This window comes from Janibacter sp. Y6 (genome assembly GCF_040900765.1).
GTDB classification, from domain to species: Bacteria; Actinomycetota; Actinomycetes; order Actinomycetales; family Dermatophilaceae; genus Marihabitans; species Marihabitans melonis.
Genome location: NZ_JAKLYZ010000001.1, coordinates 248534 through 262634, shown reverse-complemented (window position 1 = coordinate 262634; position 14101 = coordinate 248534). Strand labels below are relative to the sequence as shown.

Annotated in this window: 18 protein-coding genes; 6 read left to right on the top strand and 12 right to left on the bottom strand. The window is 74.3% G+C overall.

What is annotated here, in order from left to right; genetic code table 11:
* The first annotated feature begins 38 nt into the window (after positions 1-38).
* The 3 genes from L6241_RS01255 to L6241_RS01245 all read left to right on the top strand — a co-directional run bounded on the left by L6241_RS01255 (position 39) and on the right by L6241_RS01245 (position 2542).
* Positions 39-1070 (top strand): TerC family protein, encoded by a 1032-nt coding sequence (locus tag L6241_RS01255; protein ID WP_368244450.1) that lies wholly within the window; start codon positions 39-41, stop codon positions 1068-1070.
* Between the two features lie 96 nt (positions 1071-1166).
* On the top strand, positions 1167-2114 hold the full coding sequence (locus tag L6241_RS01250; RefSeq protein ID WP_368244449.1) for a VOC family protein: 948 nt from the start codon (positions 1167-1169) through the stop codon (positions 2112-2114).
* Positions 2111-2542 (top strand): DUF309 domain-containing protein, encoded by a 432-nt coding sequence (locus tag L6241_RS01245; RefSeq protein WP_368244448.1) that lies wholly within the window; start codon positions 2111-2113, stop codon positions 2540-2542. The genes L6241_RS01250 and L6241_RS01245 overlap by 4 nt, the downstream gene beginning before the upstream one ends.
* Here L6241_RS01245 and arfB read toward each other — a convergent pair.
* From arfB to L6241_RS01210, 7 genes are read right to left on the bottom strand one after another with little or no spacing between them, the layout of a single operon-like run.
* On the bottom strand, positions 2539-2991 hold the full coding sequence (arfB, locus tag L6241_RS01240; RefSeq protein ID WP_368244447.1) for an alternative ribosome rescue aminoacyl-tRNA hydrolase ArfB: 453 nt from the start codon (positions 2989-2991) through the stop codon (positions 2539-2541). The genes L6241_RS01245 and arfB overlap by 4 nt on opposite strands.
* Positions 2992-3033: 42 nt before the next feature.
* The gene (locus L6241_RS01235) at positions 3034-3585 is read right to left on the bottom strand and encodes a universal stress protein (RefSeq protein WP_368244446.1); all 552 of its coding nucleotides are present in this window, start codon (positions 3583-3585) and stop codon (positions 3034-3036) included.
* 34 nt (positions 3586-3619) lie between these two features.
* Entirely contained in the window at positions 3620-4501 is an 882-nt protein-coding gene (locus tag L6241_RS01230; protein WP_368244445.1) for a DUF72 domain-containing protein, read from the bottom strand.
* A 2-nt stretch (positions 4502-4503) separates the two neighbouring features.
* Positions 4504-5292, bottom strand: a complete 789-nt coding sequence (locus L6241_RS01225; protein ID WP_368244444.1) for an MBL fold metallo-hydrolase — start codon at positions 5290-5292, stop codon at positions 4504-4506.
* Position 5293: 1 nt separating this feature from the next.
* A complete protein-coding gene (locus tag L6241_RS01220; protein WP_123091783.1) occupies positions 5294-5851 on the bottom strand; it encodes an isoprenylcysteine carboxyl methyltransferase family protein in 558 nt (185 codons plus the stop codon).
* Positions 5848-6960 carry a type III polyketide synthase gene (locus L6241_RS01215; RefSeq protein WP_368244443.1) on the bottom strand — a complete coding sequence of 371 codons (1113 nt, stop codon included), beginning with the start codon at positions 6958-6960 and terminating at the stop codon, positions 5848-5850. Before L6241_RS01215 ends, L6241_RS01220 begins: the two co-directional genes overlap by 4 nt.
* A complete protein-coding gene (locus tag L6241_RS01210; RefSeq protein WP_368244442.1) occupies positions 6961-7803 on the bottom strand; it encodes a UbiA family prenyltransferase in 843 nt (280 codons plus the stop codon).
* A 65-nt stretch (positions 7804-7868) separates the two neighbouring features.
* Between L6241_RS01210 and L6241_RS01205 the strand changes: the two genes are divergently transcribed.
* Entirely contained in the window at positions 7869-8915 is a 1047-nt protein-coding gene (locus L6241_RS01205; RefSeq protein WP_368244441.1) for an NAD(P)/FAD-dependent oxidoreductase, read from the top strand.
* A gap of 172 nt (positions 8916-9087) precedes the next feature.
* Here the strand turns inward: L6241_RS01205 and L6241_RS01200 are convergent, their stop codons facing one another.
* Complete coding sequence (locus L6241_RS01200) at positions 9088-9879, bottom strand: alpha/beta fold hydrolase (protein WP_368244440.1); 792 nt, start codon at positions 9877-9879, stop codon at positions 9088-9090.
* Between the two features lie 106 nt (positions 9880-9985).
* Between L6241_RS01200 and L6241_RS01195 the strand changes: the two genes are divergently transcribed.
* The gene (locus L6241_RS01195) at positions 9986-10498 is read left to right on the top strand and encodes an MSMEG_6728 family protein (protein WP_368244439.1); all 513 of its coding nucleotides are present in this window, start codon (positions 9986-9988) and stop codon (positions 10496-10498) included.
* Positions 10499-10587: 89 nt separating this feature from the next.
* On the opposite strand, the gene L6241_RS01190 is transcribed toward L6241_RS01195, so the two are convergent.
* From L6241_RS01190 to L6241_RS01175, 4 genes are all read right to left on the bottom strand, one after another.
* Positions 10588-11487: a hypothetical protein gene (locus tag L6241_RS01190; protein ID WP_368244438.1), complete on the bottom strand. Its 900-nt coding sequence runs from the start codon at positions 11485-11487 to the stop codon at positions 10588-10590.
* Between the two features lie 87 nt (positions 11488-11574).
* Entirely contained in the window at positions 11575-12156 is a 582-nt protein-coding gene (locus L6241_RS01185; protein WP_368244437.1) for a GrpB family protein, read from the bottom strand.
* 9 nt (positions 12157-12165) lie between these two features.
* Positions 12166-12450 carry an ECF-type sigma factor gene (locus L6241_RS01180; protein WP_368244436.1) on the bottom strand — a complete coding sequence of 95 codons (285 nt, stop codon included), beginning with the start codon at positions 12448-12450 and terminating at the stop codon, positions 12166-12168.
* A 15-nt stretch (positions 12451-12465) separates the two neighbouring features.
* Positions 12466-12810 carry a single-stranded DNA-binding protein gene (locus tag L6241_RS01175; RefSeq protein ID WP_368244435.1) on the bottom strand — a complete coding sequence of 115 codons (345 nt, stop codon included), beginning with the start codon at positions 12808-12810 and terminating at the stop codon, positions 12466-12468.
* Positions 12811-12944: 134 nt separating this feature from the next.
* Between L6241_RS01175 and L6241_RS01170 the strand changes: the two genes are divergently transcribed.
* Entirely contained in the window at positions 12945-14063 is a 1119-nt protein-coding gene (locus L6241_RS01170) for a methyltransferase (protein WP_368244434.1), read from the top strand.
* Positions 14064-14101 lie beyond the last annotated feature (38 nt).

Sequence of the window (14101 nt, the reverse complement as noted above, 5' to 3'; positions counted from 1 at the left end):
GGAGACCTCGCACCGCTCGACGATGCGAGGTCCTTGCTGTGTCTTCCCTGTCCTCGGCCGCCTCGGCCGCTCCCGGTATCGAGTCCATCGCGGACGCCACCTTGTGGTGGGTGACGATCGCCGGCGTCCTGGCGCTCGTCGCCCTCGACTTCCTGCTCACCCGGCGCCCGCACGAGGTCTCCATGAAGGAGGCCGTCGGCTGGTCGGCCTTCTACATCGCCCTGCCCCTCGCCTTCGGGCTGTGGGTGTGGAGCCAGCACGGCTCCCAGATCGGCGTCGAGTACTACACGGGCTACCTCGTGGAGAAGTCGCTCTCCGTCGACAACCTCTTCATCTTCATCCTCATCCTCACGAGCTTCGCCGTGCCGCGGGTGCTGCAGCAGCGCGTCCTGCTCATCGGCATCGTCGGGGCCCTCGTCATGCGTGGTGCCTTCATCGCGGTCGGCGCGGCGCTCATCGCGCGCTTCTCGTGGATGTTCCTCCTCTTCGGCGCGATCCTGCTCTTCACCGCGTGGACCGTCCTGCGCGACGCCCGCTCCGGCGAGCACAGCGTCGACGTCGACGAGCTGAAGATCGTGCGCCTCGCCCGCCGCCTCTACCCGGTGACCGACGACTACCGCGGCACGAAGATGGTCGTCGGGGAGCGCGGTCGCAAGGCACTGACCCCGCTCGCGCTCGTCGTCCTCGCCATCCTCGGCACCGACCTCATCTTCGCGATCGACTCCGTGCCCGCCGTGTACGGCATCACCGGCGACCCCTACCTCGTCTTCGTCACCAACGCCTTCGCCCTGCTCGGCCTGCGCGCCCTGTACTTCGTCCTCGAGGGGATGATCGGCAAGCTGCGCCACCTCGGCTACGGTCTCGCGGCGATCCTCGCCTTCATCTCCGTCAAGCTCATCCTCCACTGGGCGCACGGGGTGTGGGAGTCGGTCCCGACGATCCCGACGCTCGCCTCGCTCGGCGTGATCGTCGGCGCGCTGACGATCACGACGATCACGAGCCTCATGGCCAACCGTCGCGACGCCCGGGACGAGGAGCCGACGACGCAGGAGGCCGGCACCTCGCACTGACCACCTCTCCCACCCCGGTGCCGACCGAGCCGCCCGCACCGATGCCCGGCCCCGTCGCACCTGCTCGTGCGGCGGGGCCGGGCTAGCGTGGCGGGCATGGAGCAGCGCGCGAACTTCGTCACCCTGGCCGTCGCCGACGTCGGGCGGTCGCACGACTTCTACGTCGACGGGCTCGGCTGGGAGCCGGTCCTCCACGAGCCGGGGGAGGTGCTCTTCCTGCCCCTCGCCCACGGCCTCGTCCTCTCGCTGTGGGACCGCGCGGGCTTCGTCGCCGAGGTCGGCGAGCCGGCCGAGGGGATCGCGCCGATCACCCTCGCGCACAACGTCACCGACGCCGACCAGGTCGACGCGGTGCTCTCCGACGCGGCCGCGGCCGGCGCGCAGGTCACCGCGGGGCAGCGCCGGGAGTGGGGCGGGTACTCGGGCTACTTCGCCGACCCGGACGGCTACCGCTGGGAGGTCGCCCACAACCCGACGCCGCTCGGTGACTCTCTCGTCGAGGCGAGCCGGCGCTGGCTGGGCACCCGGCGGGCCGAGATCGACGGTGGCGCTGCCGCCACGGCCGACGAGGGACCGGCCGTCCAGGACCACTACCCCGCCGACGCGGCCCACTGCTACGGCTGCGGGGCGCGCAACCCCTTCGGGCACCACCTGAAGACCCGGTGGGCCGACGGGTCGCGCACCGAGACGATCACCCGCTTCACCCCCGGGCCCGAGCAGACGGCGATGCCGGGCTACGTCTACGGCGGGCTCGTCGCCTCCGTCCTCGACTGCTCGGGCACCGGGTCGGCCGCGCTCGCCGGGACGCACGCCGCCGGTCGCGACCTCGAGAGCGACGGGTCGTTGCGCTACGTCACCGGCACGCTCGAGGTGCGCTACCAGCGCCCCACCCCGATGGGCGTCGAGCTCGTCGTGCGCGGGCGGGTCGAGGAGGTCAAGGGCCGCAAGGTCACCGTCGCGCTGACGATGACCGCCGGTGAGGACGAGGTCGCGTCGGGGCGGGTCGTCGCCCTGCAGCTGCCCGACGAGATGAGGTCGTCGTGAGCCGCGACCGCGACGACGAGGGCCGCCCGCGCCAGTCCCGCCCGCGCGACGCCCTCGGCCGTCCGCTGCCCTACGGGGCGACCGGGGTCGAGCCGGTGAGCGAGGACCCCCTGCCGCCGCTGGAGACGGTCGAGGAGGCCCGTCGGCTGCTGCGCGAGGGGCGACCCTTCTCGGCGCACGAGGTGCTCGAGGCGAGGTGGAAGGCCGCCCCGTCGCCGGAGCGCGACCTCTGGCAGGGGCTGGCGCAGGTCTGCGTCGGCATCACCCACCTCGCCCGGGGCAACGAGACCGGAGGTCGGCGGCTCGTCGAGCGCGGGTGCGAGCGGGTCGGGGCCTACCAGCGCACCGGCGGGCCCACCTACGGGCTGGATCTCGACGAGGTCCTCGCCTGGGCTCGAGGGCCGCACCCGGGCCCGCCGACCGGCTAGTCGTCCCCGCGCGGCCGGGAGCGGGCGCGCTTGGTCGACGAGCGCTCCCGCTTGGCCGCCAGCCGACGTTCCTGCGAGCCACGCGTGCGCCGGGTCGCCCGCCGTGGCGGCGGGGGAGGGGCGAGCGCCTCGCGCAGCAGGGCCGCGAGGCGGTCGCGTGCTGCAGACCTGTTCTGGCGCTGCGAGCGGTGCTCGGAGGCGTCGACCGTGACCACCCCGTCGACGAGCCGGCCGGAGAGCCGGTCGAGCACCCGGCGGCGCTGCGACTCGGTCAGAGCCGTCGTCGCGGACACGTCGACGGAGAGCTGCGTGCGCGAGTCGGTCGTGTTGACGCCCTGCCCTCCCGGTCCGGAGCTGCGCGAGAAGCGCTCGCGCAGCTCGCCCCCGGGGATGACGAGACCGCCGGGGATCCCAGGCCCCGGCGGCACCCTCAGGTCGGCGTCGCTCACGCCCGCATCACCTCCGACCGGTGCGGCGCCCCGCGTCTGCCGTCAGCTCTTGCGCCGCCGCGGCCTCGGGGTCGGTCGCACGACGAGGACCGGGCACGGCGCGGACGCCTGCACACGGGCCGCGGTGCTGCCGATGAGGATGCTCTCGCTCAGCCCGCGGTTGCCGTTGGCGAGCACGACGAGGCCGACGTCACCGAGCTTGGCCGCCCGGATGATCTCCGTCGACGGGGTGCCGCTGCGCACGCTGCGCTTGACCGTCGTGCCCTCCCAGTCGTCGAACTCGGCGGCGACGACCTTGACCGCCGCCTCGGCCTCGGCGCGGAAGGACGCCTCGGCCATCGGCTTGGGCCGGCGCGCGTCGGGCGAGATCTCGTCGTGGAAGGACAGCGCCGCGAGGGGGCGGGTGACGGCGAGGACGGTGATGGTGTCGATCTTCGCCGGGTCGGCGAAGGACTTGAGGTGTCGGGCGGCCCGCAGCGACTGCTTCGAGCCGTCGGTGGCGATGAGGACGTGCATCTCGGGGGGCTCCTCGGTGAGGTGGGTGGCGGGATCGCGCGAGCACCAGCGCGGGGCGACCCGTCCTGCATGTCCCACGTCAGCGTAGCGGCGCCGACGGCCCGGGCGCTGGTCAGCCGCCGCCCTGCTCGCCCGGGCCGCCGGGGACGGGAGTGCGGTGCTCCGGCACGCCGCCCAGCCGGTCCAGCAGCGAGACGGCGTCGTGGGGCGCGTGCCCTCGCGCGTCGTTGTCGAGGTAGACGTGCACGTCGCCCCCCTGGTCATGCCACTCGCGGCACAGCTCGGCCCAGCGGTCCAGCGAGCTCGGCGGGTACGCGCTCGTGTACAGCTCGGTCTCGCCGTGCAGGCGCACGTAGTGCAGGTCGGTCGTCGAGTCCTCCATGCGCGGCCACCGGCCGGCGCTGTCGGCGACGACCATGGCGACGTCGTGGGCTCGCAGCAGCTCACGAGCCTCGTCGGTGTCGAAGCTCGGGTGCCGCGGCTCGAGGGCGTGCCGGACCCTCCGGCGCCCGTCGAGGCCGTCGGGCAGGTCGACGAGCGCGCGGCCCTCGGCGAGCTTGTCGTCGTGCCCGCGGGCGAGCCGCGCGGTCTCGTCGAGGGTGCGGGGGAGCATCGCGAGGAAGTCCCCGACACGGCCCGGGTCGAAGGTCGTGCGAGCGGGCAGCTGCCACAGCACCGGTCCGAGCTTGCGGCCGAGCGCGAGCACCCCGGACGCGAAGAAGTTCGCCAGCGGCGTCTCGACGTCGCGCAGCTTCTTCATGTGCGTGATGAAGCGCCCGCCCTTGACGGCGAAGACGAAGTCGTCGGGCGTCTCGTCGTGCCAGGTCGCGTACGACGACGGGCGCTGCAGGGAGTAGAAGGAGCCGTTGATCTCCGCCGAGGTCATCCGCTGCGCGACGTACTCGAGCTCACGGCGCTGGACCAGCCCCTGCGGGTAGAAGTCGCCCCGCCACGCGCGGTAGCGCCACCCGGACACCCCGACGTAGTACGTCATGGCTACGGCACCAGCGAGATCGTCCGGCCGCGCTCGACGACCCGCAGGTCGCCGGGCAGCGCGTCGCGGGCGAAGCGGGCGACGAAGTCCTCGCGCGGCGACCGGAAGACCCGGTAGTCGTCGAAGTGCACCGGCACGGTGACCTTCGGGCGGATCGTCTGCACGAGACGGGCGCCCTGCTCGTCGTCCATCGTCACGAGCAGGCCGAGCACGCGGGTGCCCCCGAGGTGGACGACCATGGCGTCGACCGGGCCGCAGCGCTCCACGACCTCGCGCAGCGACTCGCGGTAGAGGGTGTCCCCGGTGACGTAGACCCGCAGGGGCTCGCCGCTGCCGGTGTCGAGGGTGAGCACCGAGCCCATGACCGCCGGCAGCAGCGCCTGCGCGAGACCCGGGGCGTGCCGTCCGGGCGTCGAGGTGATGCTCAGCCCGACCCCGTCACGCTCGAGCTCGTGGCTGCTCCACGTGCTCAGCCCGACAGAGTCGAACCCCCACCGGGCGAGGCGGGGGGCGGCCTGCGGCGTCGTGAGCAACGGCGGGTCCCGCGTCAGCTCGCGGCGGGCCACCCGATCGAAGTGGTCGCCGTGCAGGTGCGACAGGACGATCGCGTCGAGCTCGGGCAGGCTGGCCGGGGTGCGGGTGGGCTCGGTGAGACGTCGGCTGGCGAGCCCCTTGCCGAGGTAGGCCAGCTGCCCGCGGTGCAGGAAGTTCGGGTCGGTGAGGACCGTGAAGGGACCCAGCCGCAGCAGGCTCGTCGCGGTCCCGACGAACTCGAGCGTGGCGTCGGTCATGTCAGCTCCTCTCGGGTGTCTCCTCCTCGGCGGTGGTGCCGGGGCGAAGGGAGCGCAGCGCCTCGTCCTCGAGGCGGATGCGGTGGCGCAGGAGGACGGCGTTGAGGACGGTGAAGACGGTGGCGGTGACGCCCGCGGAGTGCGCGAGGGGCAGGGCCACCCCTTCGGTCGCGACGGCGACGTAGTTCGGGTGCGGGATGACGCGGTAGGGGCCGGAGGTCACCCGCTGGGCGCCCGGGATGACGACGATGCGCGTGCTCCACTGGCGCCCGAGGGTGCGGATGCACCACCAGCGCAAGCCCTGCGCCGCGACGACACCGGCGACCGCAGGCCAGCCGACGGCGGGGACGAAGGGGCGTCGGGCCCTCGACACCTCGAGGACGCACCCGGCGAGCAGCCCGGTGTGGAGGGCCACCATCGCCGGGTAGTGGCCGACGCCGGTCTCGACACCGCCCTGCTCGGCCGCCCAGCGGCGGTTGCGGCGGTCCACGACGAGCTCGACGAGGCGCTCGACCCCGACGGCGGCGACGAGCCCGTAGTAGGCGGTCGTGGACCTCATCGTGACTCCTCCGCGTGCAGCAGGACCATCTCGAGGCAGAAGCCGGGGCCCATGGCGAGCAGCATCCCGTGGGTCCCCGGGACCGGGGGACGGTCGCGCAGGGTGTCGGCGAGGACGTGCAGGACCGACGCCGAGGAGAGGTTGCCGATGCGGTCGAGCGAGGACCACGTCATGCCGAGGGCCTCACGGGGCACCTCGAGCGCGTCCTGCATCGCCTCGAGGACCTTCGGCCCGCCCGGGTGGGCGACCCACCAGCCGATGTCGTCGCGGGTCAACCCGTGGTCGGCGAGGAAGCCGTCGACGTCGCCGCGCAGGTTGGCCAGGACGAGTCCGGGCACCTCAGCGCCGAGGACGATCTTCAGCCCGGTCTGCCCGATGTCCCAGCCCATGGCGCGCTCCGTGCCGGCGTACATCCGGCTGCGCGACTCGACGACGACGACGTCGCTGCCCGGGCTCGTCGACGGCGAGGGCGCCTCGCGCTCGGCGCCCGTGAGGACGACCGCGGCCGCCCCGTCGCCGAAGAGGCCGCTCGCGACGACGTTGGCCATCGACGCGTCGTCGCGCTGCACGGTGAGGCTGCACAGCTCGACGGCCACGAGGACGGCGACGTCCTGCGGGTGCCCGAGGAGGTAGTCGTGCACGCGGGCGACTCCCGCGGCCCCGGCGACGCAGCCGAGGCCGACGAGCGGCACCCGCTTGACGTCGGGGCGCAGCCCGATCCGCGCCGCGATCCGGGCCTCGAGCGAGGGCACGGCCAGCCCGGTGACGGTGGTCGACATGACGAGGTCGACGTCGGAGGGGGTGAGCTCGGCCTGAGAGAGCGCGTCGAGCATGGCGGCAGCGCCGAGCTCGACGGCGGCCTCGATGAAGGCGTCGTTGGCCGCCCCGAAGTCCTCGAGCGCGGCGTAGCGCTCGGCGGGGATCGCGAGGTGGCGCTGGCTCACGCCGGCGTTGGCGTGGGTGCGCCGCACGACCTCGGGGTGGATGTCCTGCTCGCCGAGGATGTCGAGGAACATCGTCGTGAGCTCGGTCTGGTCGTAGCGGTACGGCGGCAGGACGGCGCCGACCGAGCGGAGCCTGCTGGCGCGGTCGAGCGGGGGTGCGGTCATCTACGGGGATCCTTCCAGGGGTCGGCCCCTGCCGAGCAGGGCGACGTCGACGCCCGCGATCGCGACGACCGCGGCGAGCGAGGAGCGGCCGCGGGTGCGGACCGCCGGGGGCACGAGGGCGAGCGTCGCCGCGAGGGGTGCGAGATCGGCCCCGCGAAGGGGGCGACGCCCGGCGAGCAGGACGAGCGTGGATCCGAGCAGGACGGCGCCGACGAGCTGTCGGGTGCGGCGCTCGCCGAGGCGGTGCGGCAGCCCGGCGACGCCGGTCGCCTCGTCGTCCTCGAGGTCGGGCAGGGCGTTGACGAGGTGGGCCCCGACCCCGAGCAGCGCCGCCCCGGCCGTCGTCGGCCACGGCGCGAGGGCGGGGGAGGGGGCCGCGAGGGTCGCGACGGAGGGCAACGAGCCGAAGGCGAGAGCGTACGGCGCGAAGGACCACCACGTGCTCTTGAGGCCGAGGTTGTAGGCGACCCCGCAGCCGACGAGCCCGAGATGGGTCAGGCCCGAGCGGCGCCCGCAGCCGAGCGAGGCGACGACGCAGCTCACGGCGGCGAGGGTGGCCGCCGACCCCACGGCGACGGGGGAGACGTCCCCCTTCGCCAGCGGCTTGTCGGCTCGCGCGACGGCCCGGTCGCGCTGGACGTCGACGAGGTCGTTCGTCCACCCGATGACGAGCTGACCGCACGCCACGGCGGTGACCACGCGGCTGCCGCGCGAGAGGGGGAGGGAGGCCGCGCGGGAGAGCAGAGCGCTCAGGGCCGTGACCGCCACGGCGGGGCCCGGGTGGGTCGTCAGGGCCAGGCCGCGTGCTGCCCGCAGGACGGGTCGTCGAGGGGTCTGCGGCACCACGCCACGGTAACCGGGCGGGCCGCGCAGGCGCCGTCTGCGAGGTGGGCAGTCATGATGGGTCGGTGCTCGACGTCGTCATCATCGGAGGTGGGCCCGTCGGCCTGGCCACCGCGCTCCATGCGCGGCGTGCCGGCCTGTCGTGCGCCCTCGTCGAGCAGCGCGTCGGGGTCGTCGACAAGGCGTGCGGCGAGGGGCTCATGCCGGCGGGCCTGGAGGCCCTGCGCGCGCTCGGGGTCGACCCCGCAGGGGTGACGATCGCGGGGATCCGCTACGTGGCGGGGGAGCGGTCGGCGCAGGCCGGCTTCGGCAGCGGCCCCGGGCGCGGCGTGCGGCGCACGACCCTGCACGCTGCGCTCGCCGATCGCGTCGGCGCGGCCGACGTCGAGCTCGTCACGGGGCGGGCCGGCGAGATCACCCAGGACGCCGACGGGGTCACCGTGCGGGTGACCCGCGACGGGAGCCAGACCCGGGTGCGCGCGCGCTACCTCCTGGCCGCAGACGGCCTGCACTCGCCGACGCGCCGTGCGCTGGGGCTCGAGCGCCCCGCCTCCGGCACGCCGCGCTACGGCCTGCGCCAGCACTTCGCCGTCGCGCCGTGGAGCGACCACGTCGAGGTCCACTGGGGCCGGGACGCCGAGGCCTACGTCACCCCGGTCGACGGCACGATGGTGGGGGTCGCGGTCCTCACCCGGCGGCGGGCCCCCTTCGAGACCCATCTCGCCGGCTTCCCGGCGCTGCTCGAGCGGGTCGGCGACGCCGCGGCCGCGAGCTCGGCCCGGGGTGCCGGGCCGCTGCGCCAGCGCACCCGGCGGCGGGTCGCCGGGCGCGTGCTGCTCGTCGGCGACGCGTCCGGCTACGTCGACGCGCTCACGGGGGAGGGGACGATGCTCGGGGTCGCCCAGGGGGAGGCGGCGGTGGCCGCGGTCACGGACGACGACCCCGCCTCGTACGACGCGAGGTGGCGAGCGGTCACCCGCCGGCACACCGCCCTCACCCTCGGCCTGGTGACCGCGACCCGGCTGCGACCCGTGCGCCGGCTCGTCGTGCCCGCGGCCGCACGCGTCCCGTGGGTCTTCGGCGCCGCGGTGCGCTCCATCGGCTCGGCCTGACCGGCACGACCGGCACGACCGACCCGACCGAGCCCGACCGGACAGAACCCACCCCCACCCGACCCCACACCTCCCACCCCACAGCTCCTACCCGCCGAGACCCGCTCGGAGTCCGCGAGACCCGGTCGTCGCGGGCCGGCGGTGACCGGGCCTCGCGGACCACGAGCGGGGCTCAGCGCAGGACGTCGCGCAGGACGGCGGCGAGATCGGCCGGGTCGTGCTGCGGCAGCCCATGGGTGCCGCCGGGCAGGACGAGCGAGCGCCCGTCCTCGACCGCGGCGGCGAGGTCGGCGCACCACCGGCGGCCGGCCACCGCGTCACGGCCCCCGCGCAGCACGGTCGTCGGGGCCACGACCCCGGCCATGACCTCGGTCGCGCTCGTGCCGATCTGCGCGACGAAGGCGGGCAGCAGCGCGGGGCTGGCCCGGACGTAGTCGGTCGCGGCCTGCACGAGCACGCGCGGCCTCTCTCGGCGCGCGTCGCCCACGAGGGCCAGGAGGTGGTCGCGGGGGTGCGGCAGGTGCGGGTCGGGGGAGGGACCCACGAGCACGACCCGCCGGGCAAGGTCCGGCCGCGAGCCCGCGAGCCGCGCCACGGTGAGGGCGCCGAGCGAGTGGCCGACGAGGTCGGCACCTCGGATCCCGAGGTGGTCGAGCAGGGCCGCGACGTGCGCCGCCTGCGCGTCGGCGTCGAGACCGCGCTGCGGACGTCCCGTGCGACCGGACGCCGGCGGGTCGACGGCGACGACCACCCGGTCCCGGGGCAGGTGCTCGAGGAGCCACTGGTAGGCCCGCCACGACATCGACAGGCCGGGCACGAGGACGAGCGCAGGAGCCGTCGGCGGGCCCTCGGCCGCCCGCTCGACCCAGGCGGTGGTGGTGCCCATGACGTCGACGCGGTGACGGACGACCCCGTCGTGCCGGCGGCGGTGGACGCGCTCGACGAGCCGGGCGAAGGGGGTCACCCGCGCAGTCTCACACCCCGCCTCGTGCGAGGGTGGCAGCTGCCACCGCTCGAGCGCCGAGGCCGGCTGCCGAGCCGCCAGGCCGAGACCACCGACGAGGAGGACCGTGCAGACCTTCCTGCCGTACGCCGACTTCACCGCCTCCGCGCAGGCTCTCGACGACAAGCGTCTGGGCAAGCAGCGCGTCGAGTGCATCCAGGTGGTCCGGGGACTCACCGTGCCGGGCTACGGGTGGCGCAACCACCCCGCCGTGACGATGTGGCGCGGCTGCCTCGAGGCGCTCGGGCGGTACTCGCTCACGTGCTGCGAGGTGTGGGTCGCGCGGGGCTTCGCCGACACCTGCGCCGCGACGATCCGGGCTGATCTCGCGGACTACGGTGTGGAGGCCGTGCGCACCCAGGACGAGCTCGCGGCGGCGGGCGCGCTGCCGTCGTGGCTCGGCGACGAGGCCTTCCACCGCAGCCACCGCTCCTCGCTCCTCTCCAAGCTCCCCGCGCACTACGGGCCGCTCTTCGACGACGTCGAGCCGGGTCTGCCGTACGTGTGGCCGCCCGGTCGAGAGGACGGGGGAGCGGTCATCCCTCCTGGCGGGCCCACCAGCGGCGCACCGCCGCGCTGACCTGGGCTGATCGCGGCGCCCTGACGTCACGGGGTGCGTCGGGCGAGCCGGGGTGGACGCCGGCGAGCACCTCGAGCGGCGCAGGGCCCTCAGGCGTCGACATCCAGGCCACGGGCCCGCAGCGCGTCGAGCGTCTCGTCGTCCGGGGTGAGCGAGACGAAGTCGAGGCTCGTGAGGTGGGGGAGGAGGTCGAGGTCGGCCCACGACCCGATGTCGAAGGTGTCGTCCTCCCCGTCCCACAGCGGGGCGACCTCGCGGTAGACGTCGTTGCCCGCGTCGATGACGAGCTCGTGCACGAGCGCGGCCTCGCTGCGGTCGATCTCGAGGTCCTCGAGGTAGGCGAGGATCTCCGGGACGGGCCGGTGACCCTCGGCGTCGAGGTCGATGGTCCGCCCGTCGTACCACCGGGCGAACTCACGGGCGTCGAGCCGGGGCCGGATCACCTCCTGCTGGTACATCAGCTCGTCGACGACGGCGAGCTTGAGACCCAGGTCGGTGAAGCGGGCGGGATCGGCGACGCGCCGTGGCGCGTAGCGCTCGGCGGGCACGGGCGGCGGCGCCGACCTCGGCACGGTCATCTCGACGGACTCGAGGTGGTCGCCCTCGTAGCTCGCGTGCAGCCGCACGCCGTGACGCTCGGTCGTCGCGGTCCCGGCGACGCGACGTGCGTCGGCGCCGGCCCCGGGCAGCTCGTCGGTGACGACCTCACCGTCGACGACGAGACGGCCGATGAAGACCGACCGGGGGACGAAGGCCGGGGCGTCCGCCTCGGGACGCAGCTGCACGCAGAGCGTCTTGACGTGCGTCTCGTCGAGACGGTGCGCGAAGACCCCGAGCTCGTGCCACGTGACGACGGACCCGGCCGTACCGACCCAGAGCTCGGGCTCGCCCCAGGCCGCGACGAGGGTGCCGATGGGGATGGGCAGCGCGACGGGGGTGCCCTCGACGAGGAGAGCGTCTGGTCCGAGCTCGATGACAGGTGTCGACATGCAGGGGACCCTAACCGAGTGCGCTACTTGACATAATGTCGATTATCGGCGAAACACGACAGGGCGCCCTCAGCCTGCAGCACAGGCTCAGGCCGACCCGTCCCGGACGGCCCGGGCGCGCGCCTTGATCGCCTCGATGACCTCGGTCTTGGCGTCGGCGTAGTGGTTCATGCTCGGCCAGTCGCGGCTGACGAGATCGCGCTTCGTGCGCTCGTCCAGCGCGCGGTCGTCGGCGTCACGGAGCAGGTGGTCGCGCAGCAGCAGGTAGTCGTCAGCCGCCGGGTCGTCCGGCTCGAGCACGTGGATGAAGACGTCGCGCTCCGGCGTGCGGACCAGCCGGTGGCCGGGCTCGCGCACCCGCAGCTGGTACCCGGCGGCCACCAGCGCGTCGAGGTAGTCCTCCTCGGCGGTGATGTCGGGCACGGTGACGAGGACGTCGACGATCGGCTTGGCCGCGAGGCCCGGCACGGAGGTCGAGCCGATGTGCTCGACCGAGCGTGCGACTCCCCCGAGCGCCGTTCGAACACGTGTCTCATGGCGGGTGTACGCCTGCGCCCATGCCGGGTCGTGCTCGACGAGGTGCAGCCGCACCTTCTCCGTCCCGCCGACGAGCTCGACGTCGGTGACGTCGAGGCGTCGTCGGGTGCTGCCTGATGATGACTCGTCCACGGTCGCAGGCTACGTCGAGCGGGCTCGCTCGAAGCGTGAGCCGCCGTACTTGCGGTGCACCGCCTGCCGGCTGACACCCAGCTCGTGGGCGATCTCCGCCCACGACAGGCCGGCGCTGCGAGCCCGCCGCACGAGCACGGCCTCGCGTCGCTCGACACCGCGTCGCAGCTCCGCTCCCCCGCGCAGCGCAGCACGGGGGTCCTCGTCGTCCATGAAGGTCACGGCCATGTCGACCATCTCCTGGGTCATCGTCCGGCCACCTCGCCTCGTCAACAGATGTTGACACGATGGCATCGCGCGCGCCGGGTGTCAACATGTGCTGACACGCACCCTCTCGCGCACGAGACGGCGGACCTCGACCTCGTACCGGCTGGCCGCCCCGCCGGGCGTGCGGTAGAAGCGCCGCCGCAACGAGCCCTCGACCTCGACCCGTGTGCCGTCGACGAGGTGCTGCGCGGCCCGTCGTGAGCGCGCGGACCAGCACGCGAGGTCGATGGTGTCCACCGGCCGCCCGTCGGTGCGCGACACGACGACCCGCAGGGTCACCACCTCGTCGCCGCTGGGCAGCGTGCGTACGGTCGGCTCGCCGCTCACCCGCCCGACGAGCCGGACCTCGTTGACGTCCGTGCCGCTGCCCTGACCCTGCTCGTCCATGTCTGCTCCTCCTGCGCTCGGCCTGCGATGCCCCCACGGTCCGCCGCCGTGCGACCGAGGGCACGGGCCCGGCGGCGGCTGTGGACGGCGACCGCCGCGACGGCCCAGCTGTGGACGGGTGGCACGATGAGGGCGTGCAGTGCGACTACTTCGACGCGGGGGCGTGCCGGTCCTGCACCTTCATGGGCATCCCCTACGAGGTCCAGCTGCGGCGCAAGCAGCAGGACGTGCAGGAGCGGTTGGCCCGCGTCGCGCCCGAGGTCGTGTGGCGCTCCCCCTTCGCCTCCCCCGAGTCCGGCTTCCGCAACAAGGCCAAGCTCGTCGTCGGCGGCTCACCCGGCGCCCTGACCCTCGGCATCCTCGACCGGGAGGGTCGGGGGGTCGACCTCCAGGGGTGCGGCCTCTACCCGCAGGCCCTCTCGGCCGCCTTCGACCCGGTCACCCGCTGGCTCGAGCGGCTGCAGGTGCCGCCCTACGACGTGCCGCGTCGCCGCGGCGAGCTCAAGCACGTGCTCCTCACCGTGAGCCCCGACGAGGAGCTCATGCTCCGTCTCGTCCTGCGCAGCGACCGGCACCTGCCGCGTCTGCGCGACGCGCTGCCCCGCCTGCTCGAGGAGCTGCCCTCGCTCGTCGTCGTCAGCGTCAACCTCCAGCCCGAGCACAAGGCCGTCCTCGAGGGAGAGCACGAGGTGCTCCTCACCGCGCAGGAGCACCTGACGATGAGCATCGGCGGGGTGCCGCTGCACCTGCGACCCGGCGGCTTCTTCCAGACCAACACCGCGGCCGCCGCCGCGCTCTACGAGACCGCCACGGGCTGGGTCCGCGACGTCGCCCCGCGGTCGGTGCTCGACCTGTACTGCGGGGTCGGCGGCTTCGCCCTGCACTCGGCGCGGGTGCTGCCCGCCGGCACTCCGGTCCGCGGCCTGGAGATCTCGGCCGAGGCCGTCGCCGCGGCCCGGACCACCGCGGCAGAGCTGAGCCTGGCCGCGGACTTCGGGACCGGCGACGCCGAGGCCGCGACTGCCGACGCCGACCTCGTCGTCGTCAACCCGCCGCGGCGCGGCATCGGTGCGCTGACGCAGGCCCTCGAGCGCTCCTCGGCCCGCCATCTCGTCTACTCGAGCTGCGACGTCGCCTCGCTGGCCCGCGACCTCGCCGACCTGCCGTCGTGGGTCGCGCAGGAGGCGCGCCTCGTCGACATGTTCCCGCAGACCGGCCACCACGAGGTCGTCGTGCGGCTGCAGCGGGGCTGATCCGAGAGGGCTGTCGCAGATGTCTGGGGATCCCCTCC